This window comes from Parabacteroides sp. merdae-related_45_40, assembly GCF_001915675.1.
In genome coordinates, this window is record NZ_MNQY01000112.1 from 45,816 (window position 1) to 64,316 (window position 18,501).

The window sequence follows — 18,501 nt, forward strand, 5'->3', positions numbered from 1 at the left end:
AATAAATAATATCATGAAGAATAAACTAATGTTACTGACGGCCGCCTCAGCCTTTTCAATGGCAGGCATAGCCGCTGATTACACAAATATCGTTCTAATTAATTTGGATGATGCGGGTTACGGAGATTTTTCTTTTAATGGGGCTTACGGATATACCACTCCGAATATCGACAAAATGGCGGCGGAAGGCGTTCGTTTTACACACTTCTTGGCGGGACAGCCGATCAGTGGAGCGTCTCGTGCCGGCTTGTTGACCGGTTGTTATCCGAATCGTATCGGTTTCGCCGGCGCTCCGGGACCGGATTCGAACTACGGAATCCATCCGGATGAGATGACGATCGCAGAGGTATTGAAACAGAAAGGATATAGTACCGCTATCTTCGGTAAATGGCATTTAGGTAGCCAAAAGGAATTTCTTCCCTTGCAAAATGGCTTCGATGAGTATTATGGTTTGCCGTATTCTAACGATATGTGGCCATTCCACCCGCAACAAGGTGAGGTCTTTAATTTCCCGGATTTGCCGACTTATGACGGAAACGAGATTATCGGTTATAATACGGACCAAACACGGTTGACTACGGATTATACCACCCGTTCTGTTAATTTCATCAAGAAGAATAAGAATAAGCCTTTCTTCTTGTATCTGGCCCATAATATGCCCCATGTACCGTTGGCCGTTTCCGATAAATTCAAGGGAAAGAGCGAGCAGGGTTTATATGGCGACGTGATGATGGAGATCGACTGGAGTGTAGGTGAGATATTCAAGACATTGCGTGAGCTGGGCTTGGAAGATAATACGTTGGTGATCTTGACTTCCGATAATGGCCCTTGGACCAATTACGGGAATCATGCCGGTTCAGCCGGTGGGTTACGTGAGGCAAAGGCTACGACCTTTGATGGTGGTAACCGGGTTCCTTGTATCATGTACTGGAAAGGTAAGACGTTACCGGGCACGACTTGTAATAAGTTAGCTTCTAATATCGACCTTCTTCCTACGTTCGCCGAGATCACGCAGGCCCCGCTGCCTACTCGCAAGATTGATGGCGTTAGTATCTTATCATTGATAGAGGGCAAGAAAGACGCGAATCCTCGTGAATCCTTTGTCTATTATTATAACAAGAATGACTTGGAGGCTGTCACGGACGGTATGTTTAAGCTGGTATTCCCTCATAAATACGTTACTTACGGGGCTTATGAGCCGGGAAACGACGGCCAGCCGGGTAAGTTGACGAATCTGGAGATCATGAAACCTGAGATGTATGACTTGCGCCGTGATCCGGGAGAGCGTTATAACGTGATCACCCAGTATCCTGAGGAAGCTGCGAAGTTGATGAAGATCGCCGACCTGAAACGTCATGAGTTAGGGGATAACCTAACGCGCGTAAAGGGAACGGAGCGTAGGGAACCGGGCCTAGTACAAGGGAAAAAACGTCATGACCTATGAAACAATCGATCATAAGTATCGGAATGACTGCCTGTTGTCTTTCGGGAAACGGGCAGTTCCTCTTTGCCGCCGATAAACCAGTGCAAGAGGAACGTCCTAATATCTTGTTTATCCTTTCGGATGATCATACTTCCCAGTCTTGGGGCATTTACGGGGGGGTGTTGGGGGAATATGCCCGCAACGAGAATATCCGTCGCTTGGCTGCGGAGGGTTGCGTATTGGATAATTGTTTTTGTACGAACTCGATCTCTTCTCCGAGTCGTGCGGCGATCTTGACCGGAGCCTATAGTCACGTGAACGGTGTCTACACGTTAAGTGATTCTTTTGATCCGGAGCAGGATAATATCGCCAAGCAAATGCGGGCGGGAGGCTATCAGACCGCTTTGGTCGGTAAATGGCATCTGAAAACGCAACCGCAAGGTTTCGACTTTTATTCCGTGTTTCATGACCAAGGCGAGTACCGAGACCCTACTTTTATAAATTGTACGGAACCTTGGCCGGGTGAGCGTAATTTCGGGGAGCGGGTACGAGGTTTCTCCACGGATATCGTGACGGATAAGGCGATCCGTTGGATGAAAGAGGCCGATAAGGACCGGCCTTTCATGATGTGTTGTCATTTCAAGGCTACACACGAACCTTGGGATTTTCCGGAACGGATGAGGCATTTATATGACGGCGTTGTTTTCCCGGAACCGGAAAACTTATTTGATTGGGGGCCGGAGACGAATGGACGTACCTTCTCCGGACAGCCTTTGGAGGAGTTGGCCCGTCGTTGGGACGTGGCGTCGCAAGACCCTGATAAATGGTGGTGCCGGTATCCGGAGTTGCCTTTTACGACGAAGGGCATGCATCGATCTGCCGCCCGTAGCGGCGCTTACCAGAAATTGGTGCGCGACTATCTGCGTTGCGGGGCTACGATCGACGATAATATCGGGAAGTTATTGAAAGCGCTGGACGATATGGGAATCGCCGATAATACGATCGTGGTGTACGTATCCGATCAAGGTTATTTTTTAGGAGAGCATGGTTTCTTCGATAAGCGTATGATGTATGAGGAGTCTCTACGTATGCCTTTCGTGATCCGTTACCCGAAAGAGATCCCGGCGGGGATCCGCAATAAGGATATAATCTTGAACGTGGATTTTGCCTCTTTGCTGGCGGATTACGCAGGCGTGAAGACCCCGAAAGAATCGCAGGGCCATAGTTTTCGCGATAATCTGAAAGGAAATACCCCAAAGGATTGGCGTAAGGAGATGTATTATCGTTATTGGACCCAACATTCGAACCGTCCGGCCCATATGGGTATCCGTAATGAGCGGTATAAACTGATGTTTTTCTATGGCGACCGTCTGAATATGACTGGTTCGGAGGATAAGACCACGACACCAGCATGGGAGTTTTACGACCTTCAATCCGATCCTCGTGAGAATCACAACGCTTACAACGATCCCCAATGCGCCAAGATCATCCGGCAAATGAAGGAGGAGATGCTGAAGCTGCGGAAAGATGTTAAGGATGAGGACACGAATACCCCTAGGATGAAGGAGATTATGGATACCTATTATTGGTAAAAAGAAAGCGGAGGGAGACGTAGCGTGCTGCGTCGCCTATCCTTTGTAATAGAAGTCCACGCTAGCAACCGAGAGGGAGTGTGGTATGTTATAAAGCATGTATTTCTAGAAAGAAGAAGGAATTTGTTCTTTTGTGAAAAAGAAGTCTTATGTTTGTGCACGATATGAAAAACAGGGTTTATGTGGCCCCGTTATCAGTAAACAACCAACCTTGACATGAATACAAACAGAGATAAGGCTGTCTCTTTTGGGCGGGACGGCGGAGATGTCCGCCGTCCTGTTTTTTTGTCAATGAGCCAGAGCTGTACGTGACATCCGTTCCAGCTCCGGGGGAGCCAGAGCGGAATATCGCCCGCTGGCTGTGTGAATAATGACAAGCTGCGTCTCCCCGGATACCTATTTCGTTAACTCATAAGCCTCTATCACGCACTCCAAAGCGCAGGCGTTTGCTGCCGAGCTTTCCTTGTGGAAAGGGCCGTACCAATAACAACCGAAGCTTTTGGATGTGGGGTCATAATCTTTCGTGATGATGGATTCTGCGTTTTTCAAGATGAAATCTTTATAAGCCGGATTCTTTGTCACTTCATACAGGAAGGCTAAATGACGGATGAAGATACCCTTAAATTGGACACCGTCGTTGCTATCATCGATCTCGGGCTTCATCTCACGAAGTATACCCTCGTCGGTTACCAATTGCGTGGTAATGGTAGCGTCGGCGATCTTTTCCGCTAGCTCCAAGTAAGATTTATCGTTGGTTTGGAGATACATCTCGGCTAAGACAGCGATGGCTACGCCTTGGTTATACGTGTAGTGGGCGTTGCGGTTGGGGGTACAATCGTCTTTCGTGCCGTCCTCGATTTGGTAGATGTCCGTATTGATCATGCCGGTTTGCGTATACCAATCCACGTTCTTCTTGAACCAGTCGAGATACGCCGGATTTTGGGTCGCTTTATATAATCGGATAGCTGTCAGGGAGAACAGGTTGTTCGCTATGGAGTTCTTGTAATGCAAAGGGTTCTTTTTCCAGAAGATGCCACCTCCGCAAGCGTCGCTCCAGCCAGTTGTCATATCATCGAATATGATCTCGGCCATATCTAGGTACTTTTTCTCTCCGGTCAGTTTGGAGGCCTCGATCCATGCCAATGCCCACCAACCCTCGTCATCGTAATAATCATTGATGAAGTTGTCGCAATAACGGGGAGTACCGGTTGAGTCTACGCCTACTTGGTAATGACGGGCTTTCTCGAATACATCCTCTATGACAGATGGGATGGCCGGATCTTTGGTTACGGCGCCGTAGCGAATGGTGGCGGTCAATACGTTCGCCGAGTTCCACCAGCCGGCTGTTTCCCAGATACCGGTCGTGTCGTTTCTCCAGCTTAGGGAGGTTTGTACGCTTTCTCGCATCTTTCCCTCAAAAGGGGAAGGTTTGCTACAGGATAGCATGAAAAATACAAGCAATACGCTTGTCAGGAAATGTTTGTACATACGTATTTATGAAAATAAGATTAGATTAAGCCACAAAGATAAATGATCTTTTTGAACTTTAGTTAAACTTTGTACCTTTGTCTGACGGAATCTAAGATACTTCAATATTAATCATAAAAGAAAAACACGGTAAGATGAAAAAGCAAATCTTATTTATTTGTTGTGCGGTAATCGCATACTGCCTGAGCGCCTGTAATACGGCACCTCAGCAAGCGCCTTTGAAAGAGAAGAATCTGCCAAAGCATGTAATCTTGATCGGTTTCGACGGCTTGAGCGCCCATTGCTTGAATAATGGGGCGGATATGCCTACTTTCCGTAAGATGATGGCGGAAGGCGCCTCCACGTTAGAGAATCGTTCGATCCTGCCTTCGTCGAGTGCTTGTAATTGGGCTTCCATGTTTATGGGAGCGGGACCGGAGTTGCACGGATATACGGAGTGGGGATCTCGTACGCCGGAGCTTCCTTCGCGTGTCGTGAATAGCGACAACCGTTTCCCGAATATCTTCGGCCTGTACCGGGATAAGGCTCCCGAAGCCGAGATCGGCTATATCTATGAGTGGGAAGGCATGAATTATCTGGTGGATACCTTGGCCATGAGCTTCCGTAAGCATGCCCCGATGTCGGCTGAGAACCCGAACGGATGTACCCTGGTAGCCGTTCAGTATATCAAGGAGAAGAAGCCGAACCTTTGCGCGATCATATACGATCAGCCGGATGGTACCGGACATGGCAAGGGTTGGAGCTCCCCGGAGTATTTCGCGATGGTGAATCATTTGGACAGTTGCTTGACGCAAGTGATGGACGCCGTTCGTGAGGCGGGTATCATGGATGATACGGTGGTTATACTGACGGCCGACCACGGCGGTATCGAGACCGGTCACGGTGGCAAGACGATGAACGAGATGCAAACCCCGATCGTTTTCTATGGAAAGAACGTAAAGAAAGGCTTCAAGATCCCGGAGAGTACGATGGTATATGATATCGCTGGCACGATAGCTTGCCTCTTGGACGTACCGCAGCCGCAGGTGTGGATCGCCCGTCCGATATTATCAGCTTTCGAGGATAATTAAAAACATAGATCATGAAGAAAGTTATTTATTCTTTTATTTTTCTTTTTTGCGCCGTATTAACCTTACAGGCGGAGACAATGGTGGTTGCCACCTATAATTTGCGTAACGCCAACGGCGGCGATTCCACGAACGGTAACGGTTGGGGACAACGCTATCCTTACATCGCCCAGATCGTACAATTTCACGGGTTCGATATCTTTGGTACCCAAGAGGGCAAATATCCGCAATTGCAGGACTTGAGGCAAGCCATGCCCGGATATGATTATATCGGTGTGGGACGTGACGATGGTAAGCGGGCGGGAGAGCATTCGGCTATCTTTTACCGCACGGACAAGTTCGAGGTTTTGGAGCATGGCGATTTCTGGCTATCCGAGATCACCGACCGTCCGAATAAGGGCTGGGATGCCGTCCTTCCCCGTATCTGTACGTGGGGTGAGTTCCGGGATAAGCAAACCGGTTTCACTTTCTTGTTCTTCAACCTTCACATGGACCATGTAGGCGTACAGGCACGTGCCGAGAGCGCCAAGCTGATCTTGGAGAAGATCAAGGAGTTCCCCAAGAAACTTCCCGCTATCCTTACCGGCGATTTCAACGTGGACCAAACAAGTGAGTCCTATCAGTTGTTAGATGGTTCCGGTATCATGCGTGACTCTTATGAGATCGCTGATTTCCGCTATGCCCCGAATGGTACCTTCAACGGTTTCCATCCGGACCGCAAGACCGATAGCCGTATCGACCACCTTTTTCTTACGAAAGAATTTGAGGTGAAGAAGTATGGAATCTTAACGGATACTTATCGCTCCGAGGCGAAAGAAAGCGCCCGGAAGGAGCAAAACGGTAATTTCCCGAAAGAGGTGTCATTGAGTAAATATGAGGCCCGTACCCCTTCCGACCACTTTCCCGTAATGATCGTTGTGGAAGTAAAAGACTGAGGTTTTAGAAAAATTGGTTATTATTAACCCCGTAATCTTTATCAAATTTGTTTAGATCTTGTTATATAATCAGAATATTGACTAAAACGATCTAAACAAATTTGGTATGATACGTAAATTATTGATTCGTGATTTGACTCTTCGCGATGGTCAGCAATCGGCATTCGCTACAAGAATGTCTCAAGCGCAAATAGACCGTGTACTTCCTTACTACAAAGACGCAGGCTTTTATGCCATGGAAGTATGGGGTGGGGCGGTTCCCGATTCCGTGATGCGTTATTTAGGTGAGAATCCGTGGGATCGTTTAGAGATCATCAAAGAGAAAATAGGAAATTCCTCCGAGTTATCCGCTCTTTCCCGTGGGCGTAATTTATTCGGTTATAATCCTTATCCCGACGAGATTATAGAAGGCTTTTGCCGGAACTCGATTCGTTCCGGTATCGATATCATGCGTATTTTCGATGCTTTGAACGACGTGGATAACGTGAAATCCACGATCCGTTATGTGAAGAAATTCGGGGGAAAGGCCGACTGTGCCATCTGTTATACGATAGATCCTCACCATTCCCCGGTAGAACGTATAAAAGCCGCCTTGCATGGACGGCCCTTGCATAAGCCTGTTTTTACGAATGAGTATTTCTTAAACAAGGCCCTTCAACTGGAGTCGCTGGGCGCTGATATGATCACCCTGAAGGATATGAGTGGTTTGATACCTCCGGCTCGTACGGCGGAATTGGTGCGATTGTTCAAGAAGAGCTTGAAAGTACCGGTGGATTTCCATACGCATTGTACGCCCGGTTACGGATTGGCGTCGGTCATATCCGCCATTATCAATGGGGTGGATATCGTTGATACGAATATATGGAACTTCGCCGGAGGACCAGCCGCTCCCGCAGTAGAACTGGTCTATATCTTCTGCAAGAAATTGGGTATCGAGCTGGATCTTGATATGGATGCGATCGCTAAGATCAACAAGGAATTATTGACGATCCGCAAGGAACTTTCCGCATTCGATACCGCTAAGAAATTCCCAAGGCCCTTTAATCCCGTAGAGGATAGTTTCCCCGCCGAGATCGACCGCTTCTTCAACGATGCCATCGAGGCCGCTCGGAAAGATAAGGAGGACGATTTGCTGCTTTATTGCCGTGCGATCGAGGAGTATTTTGATTTCCCCGAGCCGAACGAGTTGGTGAAAAAAGCGCAGATCCCGGGAGGTATGTACACAAATATGGTTGCCCAGTTGAAGCAATTGGGGCAGATCGACTTGTTGGAGAAGGCGATGTCGCTCATTCCGCAAGTACGGATGGATGCCGGCTTGCCTCCGTTGGTGACGCCTACGAGCCAGATTATCGGGGCGCAAGCGGTTTCCTGTGCGCTGGATGAGCTGAAAGGCCGCCCGATGTATAGTAATCCTTCCAACCAGTTTATCGCCTTGGTAAAAGGAGAGTATGGCAAGACGCCGATTCCGGTAGATCCGGCGTTTCGGTTGAAAATCACCGGCGTACAAAATGAGGTGCCTTACGACGGTTCCCATTACGTGATGCAAGAGAATCCTGTATTGGAGGATTTGGATGTGTTATTGGCTGAGAATGAGAAAGAAATACTGTTGCTGGAGTTATTCCCGACGGTAGCCCGTACATTTTTAACTAAATGGAAAGAACAAAAAGCGAGATCGAATGTTTAATAGTAGAAAGTCTTCAAATTTGGCATCCGTCATCTATTATATGTACGTTGCCGTTTAAACGGTGATACGAAAAGGCTCTCCGAATGGTAAGCGAACCATGGGAGAGCCTTCTTTATTCTATAAAGTGACTTTTTCGCGGACTTTACAAAGGGATCTTGTCTATACGACGTTGGTGGCGACCACCCTCAAAAGGTGTATCCAAGAATATCTCAACGATTTTCTTAGCCTCTTCCTTGCTGATAAAACGACCGGGCATTGATAACACGTTCGCGTCGTTATGCTCACGTGCCAGTTTCGCGATATCCTCTCGCCAGCATAAGGCGGCACGGACACCCCGATGTTTGTTCAAGGTCATACTAATGCCATTCCCTGTACCGCAGACAGCTATTCCCGGATAAACCTCGCCAGCTTCTACGGCCTTGCCCATCAGATGGGCGAAATCCGGATAATCGCAACTGTCAGAGGAATAAGTTCCAAAATCTTTATAAGACAATCCCCTTTCATCGAGGATTGTCTTTATATATTCTTTTAACTCAAAACCAGCGTGATCGCTACACAAACCTACTATACCCATCTTTATGCTAATAATTCTTTTACTTGGTTATAAACGTTCTTAGCCGTGAAACCTAATTTCTCGTCCAATACTTTGTAAGGGGCGGAGAAACCGAAGGATTCAAGTCCCCATACCTTGCCGTTAGGACCTACCAACCCTTCCAGATTAACCGGAAGACCAGCGGTTAAGCCGAAAATCTTGCTTCCTGCGGGAAGAATGGATTCTTGGTACTCTTTGCTTTGTGAACGGAATAGACCTTCGGAAGGTACGGAAACGATACGAACCTTTATGCCATCGGCACGAAGCAGGGCGGCGCCCTCGACCAAAGTCGATACCTCGGAACCGGAAGCCAAAAGAATTACATCCGCATTAGCGTCTTCATTGACGACATAGGCACCCTTTTCCGCTTGCAAAGCCTCTTGATAGCGGTTTTCCTTAGCGGGAAGATCTGTGATATTCTGACGAGAAAGAATCAATGCGGTAGGAGTGTAAACGTTCTCCATCGCTAGTTTCCATGCGACTGTTGTCTCCACAACGTCTGCCGGACGAAGTACCAACATGGAGTTGTGTCCCTTATGATTCTTCAATTTCTCTAATAAACGAACTTGAGCTTCTTGCTCTACCGGCTCGTGCGTAGGTCCGTCTTCTCCAACACGGAAAGCGTCGTGTGTCCAGATGAACTTAACGGGCTGCTCCATCAATGCGGCCATACGTAACGCAGGCTTCATGTAATCGGAGAATACGAAGAAAGTACCGCAAGCGGCGATCACGCCACCATGTAAAGACATACCGATACAGATACAAGCCATAGAAAGCTCGGCTACACCCGCTTGGAAGAAAGCTCCGCTAAAGTCGCCTTTCACGAAAGCATGAGTCTTTTTCAAGAAGCCGTCTGTCTTATCGGAATTGGAAAGGTCGGCGGAAGCTACGATCATGTTTTCTACATGGGTAGCAAGCACACCTAATACGGTAGCGGAAGCGGCACGGGTCGCTTGGTTCGCTTTCTGCTCGATTGCGGCCCAGTCGATTTTAGGAGCCTTACCGGAGAACCATTGCTCCATCTTAGCCGCTAAGTCCGGGTGAGCTTTCGCCCAGACGTCTTTCACGGCGTAACGCTCGGCGACGATTACTTCCAGTTCTTTCGCACGTTTGGCATATAATTCGGCTACCTCAGGAAGGATTGCGAACGGATGTTCCGGATCGCCTCCTAGGTTCTTGATCGTATCTGCGATGGAAGCTCCTGCCGCGGATAAAGGTTGTCCGTGAGTAGATACCTTATTCTCGTAACAGCTGTTATCAGCGCCGACAGCACCTTTCCCCATAACGGTGTTACCGATGATCAAAGTCGGTTTGGAGATCTCTGCCTTAGCCTCTTTTAAAGCCTTGCGGATCTCGTTTACGTCGTTACCGTTTATTTGAATGACTTTCCAGCCCCAAGCCTCGTATTTCATGGCTACGTTCTCCGCATCGACGTCTTCTACCTTGGTAGATAGCTGCACGTTGTTAGCGTCGTAGAACATGATCAAGTTATCCAGTCCTAAAGTTCCGGCGATACGTCCGGCACCTTGGGAGATTTCCTCTTGGATACCTCCATCGGAAATATATGCGTAAATAGTCTGGTTCATTACTTCCTCACCCAGACGTGCTTTCAAGAATTTAGCTGCGATAGCCGCACCTACCGCATAAGTATGTCCTTGTCCCAGCGGGCCGGACGTGTTTTCGATACCACGTATAACGTCTACCTCAGGATGTCCCGGAGTAACGCTTCCCCATTGGCGAAACTGTTGAAGTTCATCCAATGTGAATTTGCCGCTTAAAGCCAGTACGGAATAAAGCATCGGAGACATATGCCCCGGGTCAAGGAAGAAACGATCGCGTCCTTCCCATTTGGGATTCTTGGGATCGTATATTAAGAACTCTGAGAACAGTACGTTAACAAAGTCTGCACCACCCATAGCGCCACCCGGGTGCCCGGAGTTCGCTTTCTCCACCATTGACGCAGCCAGTATACGGATGTTATCAGCTGCTTTGTTCATTACTTGAATATCGTTCATTTTATCAGATGAATTATTTATTTGACTGCAAAGATAATCAAACTCTTTGTAAGAGCCGTTATATCAATCAAACAATTCCTTTTCGGTAAAGGTTCCTATCTTCTTATATTTTTGATAAATTGAGAGATATTTAAGATAGCCCGCTGAGCGCCTTATTCTTGCGGGTATACATCATTCGGATTAGAGCGAGAAGTCGAAACCCTGTTCAACCCATTTGTTGTATTTTTTCTCGTTGAATTTGTAGAGGAAAGCTCCTCGTTTAGAACTTTTCTTGTCTTTGATATCCAGTTTTTCCAGAATATCCATGGCGTTTAGCTTTTTGCGGAAGTTTCGTTTGTCTAAAAGGGTTTGGTAGATGGCCTCATACAATGTCTGTAGTTGGGGCAAGGTAAATTGCTCGGGAAGCAAATTGAAACCGATAGGGCGGCTTGCCGCTTTCTTTTTAAGGACGGACAACGTATCGTTTATCATTTGGTTATGGTCGAAAATCAAGTCGGGAAGCTCGGATATCTTGGTCCAAGTAGCGTTATGGCTTTCCAAGATCTCGGGACTAAAATCATTCATATTCACCAAGGAATAGTAAGCTACGGAGATAACCCGCTCCCCTAGGTCACGCGATACATCTCCGTAAGCCCCTATTTGTTCCATAAAAAGATGCTCGATGCCCGTGCAATCGGTTAATACCCGTGATGCTGCTTCATCCACGCTTTCCCCGGATTTCACGAAGCCTCCCATAAGAGACCACTGTCCTTTCATCGGCTCGAACGAACGTTTGTATAATAAAACATTCAACTCCTTATTGTTAAACCCTAGAATGATACAATCTACGGCAACATAGAATTTTACTTCGTCTTGATAAAAAGCTGCTGACATCGTTTTATGGATTTTAAAGATTAACAGAGCTTGCGTGCTCCGTCGCTGATTACTACATTATATAATTTAGGTTCACGGCCAAACTTCTCTTTATAAGCGGAGAAGGCTTTCTTCACGAAATCGTCGTACAACTCATCCTTAACCAAGTTGATCGTACAACCGCCGAATCCTCCACCCATGACACGAGAACCCGTTACACCACATTCCTTGGCGATATCGTTCAAGAAATCCAGTTCCTCGCAGCTAACTTCATAAAGCTTGCTCATACCTTGATGCGTGCCGTACATCTTTTCGCCGACAGTCTCATAGTCGCCTTTCTCCAAAGCGGCACATACGTCGAGTACACGTTGGATTTCCTCGATAACATATTCGGCACGCATGTAATCCTCTGCGCTGACATCCGCTTTTACCTCGTTCAGCATCTCCATCGTAGCGTCACGTAAGAACTCTACTTCCGGATGGTTGCGGCGAATGGCGGCTACCACGTTCTCGCAGGATTTACGGCGTTTGTTGTAGGCTGAGGATGCCAACTCATGCTTAACGACCGAATCCAATAACACGAGTTTGTAACCAACCGGATTAAACGGATAATATTTATATTCCAAAGAACGGCAATCCAAGCGGATCAAACTTCCGGCCTTGCCGAATACGGAAGCGAATTGGTCCATGATACCGCAATTCACGCCACAATAATTATGTTCTGTAGCTTGACCGATCTTAGCCAACTCGAATTTATCGATATTCAATGAGAATAAGTCATTCAATGCGAAAGCATAAGTACTTTCCAATGCGGCGGAAGAAGACATTCCAGCGCCCAGAGGCACGTCTCCAGCGAATACGGTATCGAAACCTTGGATATTACCACCTCGTTTAATAATCTCCCGGCATACGCCAAAGATATATCTTGCCCAGCTTGCGGAAGGAGCGTCCTCCTCGGTCAAGCCAAATTCAGCGTAATCATTTAAGTCGATGGAGAACGCCCGGACTTTGCCCGTCCCATTCGGTTTGATCTCGGCGATCATCCCTTTATCTACAGCACCCGGAAAAACGAAACCTCCATTATAATCAGTGTGTTCACCGATCAAGTTAATACGTCCCGGGGATGTGTATAAGCTACCTTCGGTATTAAATAACTCTTTAAATTTAGTTCTGATTTTTTGTTGCATGATACTTAATTTGATTAAGGTAAATAATTGAATAAACAAGAAGAAATTACCCATTCAGATAACTCTGCCGGATAATTTCTTCTTTATCATATTATGTCCTGTCCTTATTATTCAACAGGAATGTCTTTGTTTACGTTCTTGCTACCGATCAAAGCGTAATATAGCAAATATGCCAATCCTAGGAATACCACCCAGAAGCTAGTAATGAAACCGCCAGCGTCGGCTACAGCTCCTTGGATCAACGGAAGAATACCTCCACCGCAAACCATCACCATGAAGATACCGGAAGCGGCTGCCGTATATTTACCTAAACCTTCTACTGCCAAGTTGAAGATACCACCCCACATGATGGAAGTACATAAACCACAAAGAGCCATGAACATGATTCCAACCGGAACCTCAACCATACCGAAAGAGATATCAGACAAGAATACAGGCATACTAACTTTTGTCGTAGCAGGGGCGAAGATAGCGATCAAGATAAAGATCATACCTACCGTGGCGGCTGATGACAACATCGCCTTACTAGAGATCTTAGCTCCGAAAGAGGCACCGAACAGACGTCCGATCATCATCAAGAACCAATATGTACCCACGATAGAACCGGCTACTGTAGGATCGATACCGATCTCAGGAGAAGTAGCGAACAAGTTCATGAAGTTAGGAATACCTACTTCGACACCCACATACAAGAAGATTGCGATGGCACCTAAAATGAAGTGACGGAAAGAAAGCGCGCTGTGCTTGTCCGGAGTCTTGGCTTCATTTTCTTTAACCATATGCGGTTCCGGAATTTGCATGCAGAACAATACGATAAATACGATGGCAAAGATACCCATAGCCAAGAACAATGCCGGGTTAGCGTCACTGATCTGAGCCTTAGCAGCGTCACCGATCAAATAACCAACCAATACCGGAACGATCGTAGCGCCGATAGAGTTCACGGAACCGGCAACCTGAATTAATTGGTTACCTTTGTTTCCACCACCACCTAGCGTGTTCAACATCGGGTTTACTACGGTATTCAACATACACATAGAGAAACCGGACACGAAAGCACCTGTCAAATAAACAGCGTAGCTACCAGCCACACCGGAAAGATAAGAAATACCTACACCACAGAAACCTACGATGATCGCTAACAAAGCGGTTTTCTTGTAACCGATCTTCTGCAATAGCATACCGGCCGGAATACCCATGAAGGCATAGGCAATAAAGTTAGCTGCGTTACCCAGCTGCGACATGAAGTTGCTGGCAGCGAACTGGTTCTTAACGATGATACCGAATGGGTTCTGTAGACCCGTCACGAAAGATATCATGAAGAAGAGAGCCACCATCATGATAATAGGCAATGTGTAATTCTTTTTTGCTGTTGATTCCATTTCTTTTTTGTTGTTTTAGATTATTAGATTACTTAAATTATTCTCTTATTCTACACTGAATTTATAAATAGTAGTACTTTGGAAAACCTCGCCCGGGCGGAGTTCCGTTGTCGGATATTCCGGTTTGTTGGGGCTATCGGGGAAATGCTGGGTTTCCAGACATAAAGCGGCCCGTTCCGGGTAGCGTTGTCCGTTCTTACCTTCGAAATTCCCAGTCATCCAGTTACCTGTGTATAATTGCACGCCCGGTTGAGTCGTATAAGTTTCCATTACGATACCGGTCTTGGGGGAGGAGCAGCGAGCGCAGTAAGAAAGTTCGTTGTCCTCTTTATTTAATATGTACGTGTGGTCATATCCCTTACCGAATATAAGCTGTTCGAAATTGTCATTGATTCGTTCGCCTACCTCATGAGGAGTCCGGAAGTCCATCGGTGTACCTTCTACCTTCTCTTTAGGTCCGTACGGGATTGCCGTATTGTCTGTAGGCAGATAATAGTCGGCGTTGATCGTGAGAATATGGTCTCCTATATAAGGGTCTCCCGCACCGGATAGGTTAAAATAAGAATGATTGGTTAGATTCAAGACCGTAGGTTTGTCCGTAGAGGCTTGATAGGAGATAACGACCTCATTCTCATTTGTCAGATGATAAGTTACGGTTGTCTTTAGTTCTCCGGGGAAACCTTCCTCGCCATCGGCGGAGGTATATTTCAACTCAATGGTTTGCTCGTCTATTTGTTTGGCGTCCCATACGACCGCATTGAATCCCTTGATTCCGCCATGCAAGCTATTGGGGCCATTATTTATGGCTAATTTGTCATAAGTAATACCGTCGATCGTGAATTTTCCAGCGGCGATACGATTTCCATAACGACCGCAAATGGCACCGAAATAAGGTTCTTCTGATGTTAAGTACTCTTCAATCGAATTATGGCCAGTAACGACATCGGTCATTTTTCCGTTCTTATCCGGAACCATCAGTGAGACGATTTTCGCTCCATAATTCGTGATCGCTAGCTCTGCTCCAACCTTGTTACACAGGGTATAAAGCGCCGTTTCTTTCCCGTCAATTTGCTTGCTGAAGTTAGCAACAGACAAGCCCGACAGTGTATTTATGTTCTTCATGCGTATCAATATTATTGAAATTGCGTGTAAAAGTAACTTTCTTCTTTGTATTTATAACCTTTCTGAATAATGTTTTATAGCATGATTTTAGATTTGTCTACCAAAAATATATAATTATCGCTTGTTTATACGTCAAGTCCTTGATTCTTCTCTTAGGCTAAAAAAACAAAACAACTCTTGTCTTACCCCTGTTATTAGTAAAACAGAGATAGAAAGAAATTGTCCATGCGGTCGTCCTATAAATATATCATACTCATACTCTTTGTGCTTATGCCCGGCTTGCTTTATTCCCAATCTCAAGATTGGGTACGTAAGTCCATTTATCCGCAAGCGGATAGTGGTAAAAGCAAGATCTATAATTGGATGTGGGGGAGGCATTATCGTCACCTTTATACGATCCCGATCAGGGTTCCTTCGGCTACGATAGAAACGTTGGGGGGTGGGATGGATATCGTCGGGCAAGCGGAAGGGTTTCACGGATTATTGTTGGAGAATAAGCGTAAGCAATTGTATTTGCTAAAGCCCTTGGGTGGCTCTACGAGTTTCTTGGAGTCGAAGTTTTTCCGGGAAATATATAATAAGACTGATTTTAAGAATACATATTTGGATGAGTTCTTAGGAGATGCTTATACGATTATCAATCCCTATACCTTTTTGGTCGCAGATTATTTAGCGAAGTCCGCGGGATTGAGTTTTTCTCCCTCCCGTATTTACTATATTCCTTCCCACATACGGAAAGACACAGTTGCGGACGGCAGCGATATACAAGATAGGCTGGTCAATCTAATCAATGTTCCGGATATTAATTTAAGGTCTAATTTGTATACCACGGAAGACTTTCTAGACAGCCTTCAAGTGAGTAAAAACTATATGGCGGATCAAAATCTATACATTCGGGAACGTATTTTCGATATGTGGACCGGAGATTGGAATAAGATGAACGAAAACTGGGAGTGGCAGTCACATACCGTCAATGATAGCGTAATTTATACCCCGATCGTGATCGATAGGAATCATGCTTTCACGAAGGTGGACGGAGTATTGTTCAAGCAAATGTTGAAGATGTTATCGTTGGATTTTATCTGTAATTATGATAGCCTGATTTTAAAAGATACAAAGAAAATCAATAAGCTAGCTTTTGCGCTGGATATGGCGGTAGCAGGCCGCAGTGATGAGTCGGTTTGGATACGCCAAGCCCAAGAAATTCGGAGACAGATGACCGACTCTTTGATCGATAGCGCTTTTACTTATTTGCCGGAAGGTGTAAAACATGATGAGATAGAACTGATTAAACGAAAGTTGAAACGAAGGAGGCTAGAGTTGGAAGCGGTTGCCAGTCAATATTATCGCTTATTGCAACGTACGCCAGTGGTTGCCGGAACCAATCAATCCGATTATTTCTTGATCGAGCGGCAAGCGCCGGACCGGACTGTTTTACGGATTTATGATCCCGAGACCGGAGACTGTAGGTTGGAACAACAATTCTCCGGCAAGGAAACCAAGGAACTGTGGTTATATGGGCTTGCGGGAAACGATACGTTTGAAGTGAAGGGAAATACACGGAAAGATTTTCCGATATACTTGATCTCCGGAGAGGGGGAGAACCAATACCAATTGAATCATAACCGGAAAATACATGTCTATGATAAAGATTATAAATATGATTACCAGAAGATAAAATACCATAAGATATCTTTTACCCCGTGGGGAATATATGATTCGGATAAAGGTATTAGTTTGGGTACGTTCTTTACATATACGATGTATGGCTTTAAACGAGCCCCATTCACCTATCAGCATCGGATCGGGTATAATTATTTGAAAGGGTTCATGTATGCAGGTATCTTCCCTAATTATGATGGCCGGAGACGTTTATACCTAAATGCCTCCATTTCTTCACCCCGTAACTTCGAGAACTTCTTCGGATTTGGAAATAATACGGCGGGCTATAAAGAGGAGAAAAAGAATTATAACCGGGTGAAGCTCCGGACGTATATGTTTAATCCATCCTTCGAGATGGATTTGAGGAAAGAAGAGGTGATGACATTCTTTGGCTCTTTGGATATGTACAAGGCTAAACGTACGGATGATCGATATATTTATACGGTTTATGGAGAAGATCATCCTATTTTCCGCACGAATTATTTCGTAGGTCTTGGTGCTACTTACCGGATAACGAAACAGCCTTATTCGTGGCTTCCCCTATTGGAAACCGAATGGACGGCCGGATGGAAAATGAATTTGAAAAAGCCGGAACGTAATTTCCCCTATGCGCAGGGAAGCCTTTCATGGAACGTACGGTTCTCGGATCGTTTTACTTGGGCCTCCTTGATGAAGGGAACGGTATTATTCGATAATGACTATGAGTTCTATCAAGCCGCCACGATTGATTTAAGGGGATTCCGTGAGAACCGTTTTATCGGAAAGCAATCCTTTTACCAATACTCGGATTTACGCTTGGACATGGGAAAACTAAAGAATCCGTTCACTCCCTTAAAATATGGTCTATTCGCGGGCTTTGATTATGGGCGGGTCTGGTTTCCCGGTGAGCGTTCCCATAGTTGGCATACTTCCTATGGTGGCGGGATTTGGCTTACTTTCTTGAATAAGTTCACCACTAAATATTCTTGGTTCGGCTCGACGGATAGTTTCCGGTTCGCCTTTGAGTTGGGGCTTGGGTTTTGATATAGCCTCAAACTTACACGGGACTGATGAGGGAAATTCTCATCATGATAAGGAGGGTTATTGTCTATTTCTATATTTGTTCTTGTCTTCTGTCGTATGACCCGGTAAAAACGTGTACGTGTTTTCCGAAAAACATGTACGACTTTTGTGGAAAACATGTACGTGTTTTTTCAGAAATATAATCATGTTTTTAAGGCTGATGATAATCAATGATTTACATATTCGTGTTATTTGCATGCTTATTGTTTGGATTTATTGAGTGAAAATCTATACATTTGCCTTTGATCAATTTTGTTCTTGTTATGAAATGGTTAAGGGCAATGTTTTTGTGCATGGTCGTTTTTGCCGCATTGACTGTGGTCGCCAACGATTCTTTCTCCCAAAAGGAGGTACGGGCGTGTGCTTCTACATCTTTATTTTCAATAGCGAATAAAGAGCCGGCTGCTTTCATCTCTTTTCAAGAAATCATAACTCCTT

Annotated in this window: 14 protein-coding genes; 6 read left to right on the forward strand and 8 right to left on the reverse strand. The window is 45.8% G+C overall.

Annotation, left to right across the window (positions count from 1 at the left end; genetic code table 11):
- Nucleotides 1-13: 13 nt before the first annotated feature.
- Together BHV83_RS13155 and BHV83_RS13160 are read left to right on the forward strand one after the other, a co-directional pair.
- On the forward strand, nucleotides 14-1,444 hold the full coding sequence (locus BHV83_RS13155) for a sulfatase family protein (protein ID WP_195205259.1): 1,431 nt from the start codon (nucleotides 14-16) through the stop codon (nucleotides 1,442-1,444).
- Nucleotides 1,441-3,015 (forward strand): sulfatase family protein, encoded by a 1,575-nt coding sequence (locus tag BHV83_RS13160; RefSeq protein WP_195205260.1) that lies wholly within the window; start codon nucleotides 1,441-1,443, stop codon nucleotides 3,013-3,015. Before BHV83_RS13155 ends, BHV83_RS13160 begins: the two co-directional genes overlap by 4 nt.
- A 396-nt stretch (nucleotides 3,016-3,411) precedes the next feature.
- On the opposite strand, the gene BHV83_RS13165 is transcribed toward BHV83_RS13160, so the two are convergent.
- Entirely contained in the window at nucleotides 3,412-4,503 is a 1,092-nt protein-coding gene (locus BHV83_RS13165) for a glycoside hydrolase family 76 protein (protein WP_057329147.1), read from the reverse strand.
- 134 nt (nucleotides 4,504-4,637) lie between these two features.
- Here BHV83_RS13165 and BHV83_RS13170 point away from each other — a divergent pair, with 134 nt between their 5' ends.
- The 3 genes from BHV83_RS13170 (at nucleotide 4,638) to BHV83_RS13180 (ending at nucleotide 8,189) form a co-directional block, all read left to right on the forward strand.
- The gene (locus BHV83_RS13170; protein ID WP_195205262.1) at nucleotides 4,638-5,573 is read left to right on the forward strand and encodes an alkaline phosphatase family protein; all 936 of its coding nucleotides are present in this window, start codon (nucleotides 4,638-4,640) and stop codon (nucleotides 5,571-5,573) included.
- 11 nt (nucleotides 5,574-5,584) lie between these two features.
- Nucleotides 5,585-6,505 carry an endonuclease/exonuclease/phosphatase family protein gene (locus BHV83_RS13175; RefSeq protein WP_005858105.1) on the forward strand — a complete coding sequence of 307 codons (921 nt, stop codon included), beginning with the start codon at nucleotides 5,585-5,587 and terminating at the stop codon, nucleotides 6,503-6,505.
- 106 nt (nucleotides 6,506-6,611) lie between these two features.
- Entirely contained in the window at nucleotides 6,612-8,189 is a 1,578-nt protein-coding gene (locus BHV83_RS13180) for a hydroxymethylglutaryl-CoA lyase-like TIM-barrel protein (protein ID WP_195205263.1), read from the forward strand.
- A gap of 142 nt (nucleotides 8,190-8,331) precedes the next feature.
- Here the strand turns inward: BHV83_RS13180 and rpiB are convergent, their stop codons facing one another.
- The 6 genes from rpiB to BHV83_RS13210 form a co-directional block, all read right to left on the reverse strand.
- Nucleotides 8,332-8,763 carry a ribose 5-phosphate isomerase B gene (gene rpiB / locus BHV83_RS13185; RefSeq protein WP_005866347.1) on the reverse strand — a complete coding sequence of 144 codons (432 nt, stop codon included), beginning with the start codon at nucleotides 8,761-8,763 and terminating at the stop codon, nucleotides 8,332-8,334.
- A 2-nt stretch (nucleotides 8,764-8,765) separates the two neighbouring features.
- Nucleotides 8,766-10,796: a transketolase family protein gene (locus tag BHV83_RS13190; RefSeq protein ID WP_286757608.1), complete on the reverse strand. Its 2,031-nt coding sequence runs from the start codon at nucleotides 10,794-10,796 to the stop codon at nucleotides 8,766-8,768.
- A 180-nt stretch (nucleotides 10,797-10,976) separates the two neighbouring features.
- Nucleotides 10,977-11,669 (reverse strand): NUDIX hydrolase, encoded by a 693-nt coding sequence (locus BHV83_RS13195; protein WP_008779607.1) that lies wholly within the window; start codon nucleotides 11,667-11,669, stop codon nucleotides 10,977-10,979.
- 20 nt (nucleotides 11,670-11,689) lie between these two features.
- Nucleotides 11,690-12,835 (reverse strand): galactokinase, encoded by a 1,146-nt coding sequence (gene galK / locus BHV83_RS13200; RefSeq protein WP_005858095.1) that lies wholly within the window; start codon nucleotides 12,833-12,835, stop codon nucleotides 11,690-11,692.
- A 107-nt stretch (nucleotides 12,836-12,942) separates the two neighbouring features.
- Nucleotides 12,943-14,217 (reverse strand): MFS transporter, encoded by a 1,275-nt coding sequence (locus tag BHV83_RS13205; protein ID WP_005866353.1) that lies wholly within the window; start codon nucleotides 14,215-14,217, stop codon nucleotides 12,943-12,945.
- 45 nt (nucleotides 14,218-14,262) lie between these two features.
- Nucleotides 14,263-15,339 carry an aldose epimerase family protein gene (locus BHV83_RS13210; RefSeq protein ID WP_005866355.1) on the reverse strand — a complete coding sequence of 359 codons (1,077 nt, stop codon included), beginning with the start codon at nucleotides 15,337-15,339 and terminating at the stop codon, nucleotides 14,263-14,265.
- A 225-nt stretch (nucleotides 15,340-15,564) separates the two neighbouring features.
- Here BHV83_RS13210 and BHV83_RS13215 point away from each other — a divergent pair, with 225 nt between their 5' ends.
- Nucleotides 15,565-18,024, forward strand: a complete 2,460-nt coding sequence (locus BHV83_RS13215; protein WP_353743782.1) for a ShlB/FhaC/HecB family protein — start codon at nucleotides 15,565-15,567, stop codon at nucleotides 18,022-18,024.
- 214 nt (nucleotides 18,025-18,238) lie between these two features.
- Here BHV83_RS13215 and BHV83_RS13220 read toward each other — a convergent pair whose 3' ends face one another.
- Nucleotides 18,239-18,475, reverse strand: a complete 237-nt coding sequence (locus BHV83_RS13220) for a hypothetical protein (protein WP_154396500.1) — start codon at nucleotides 18,473-18,475, stop codon at nucleotides 18,239-18,241.
- Nucleotides 18,476-18,501: the final 26 nt, after the last annotated feature.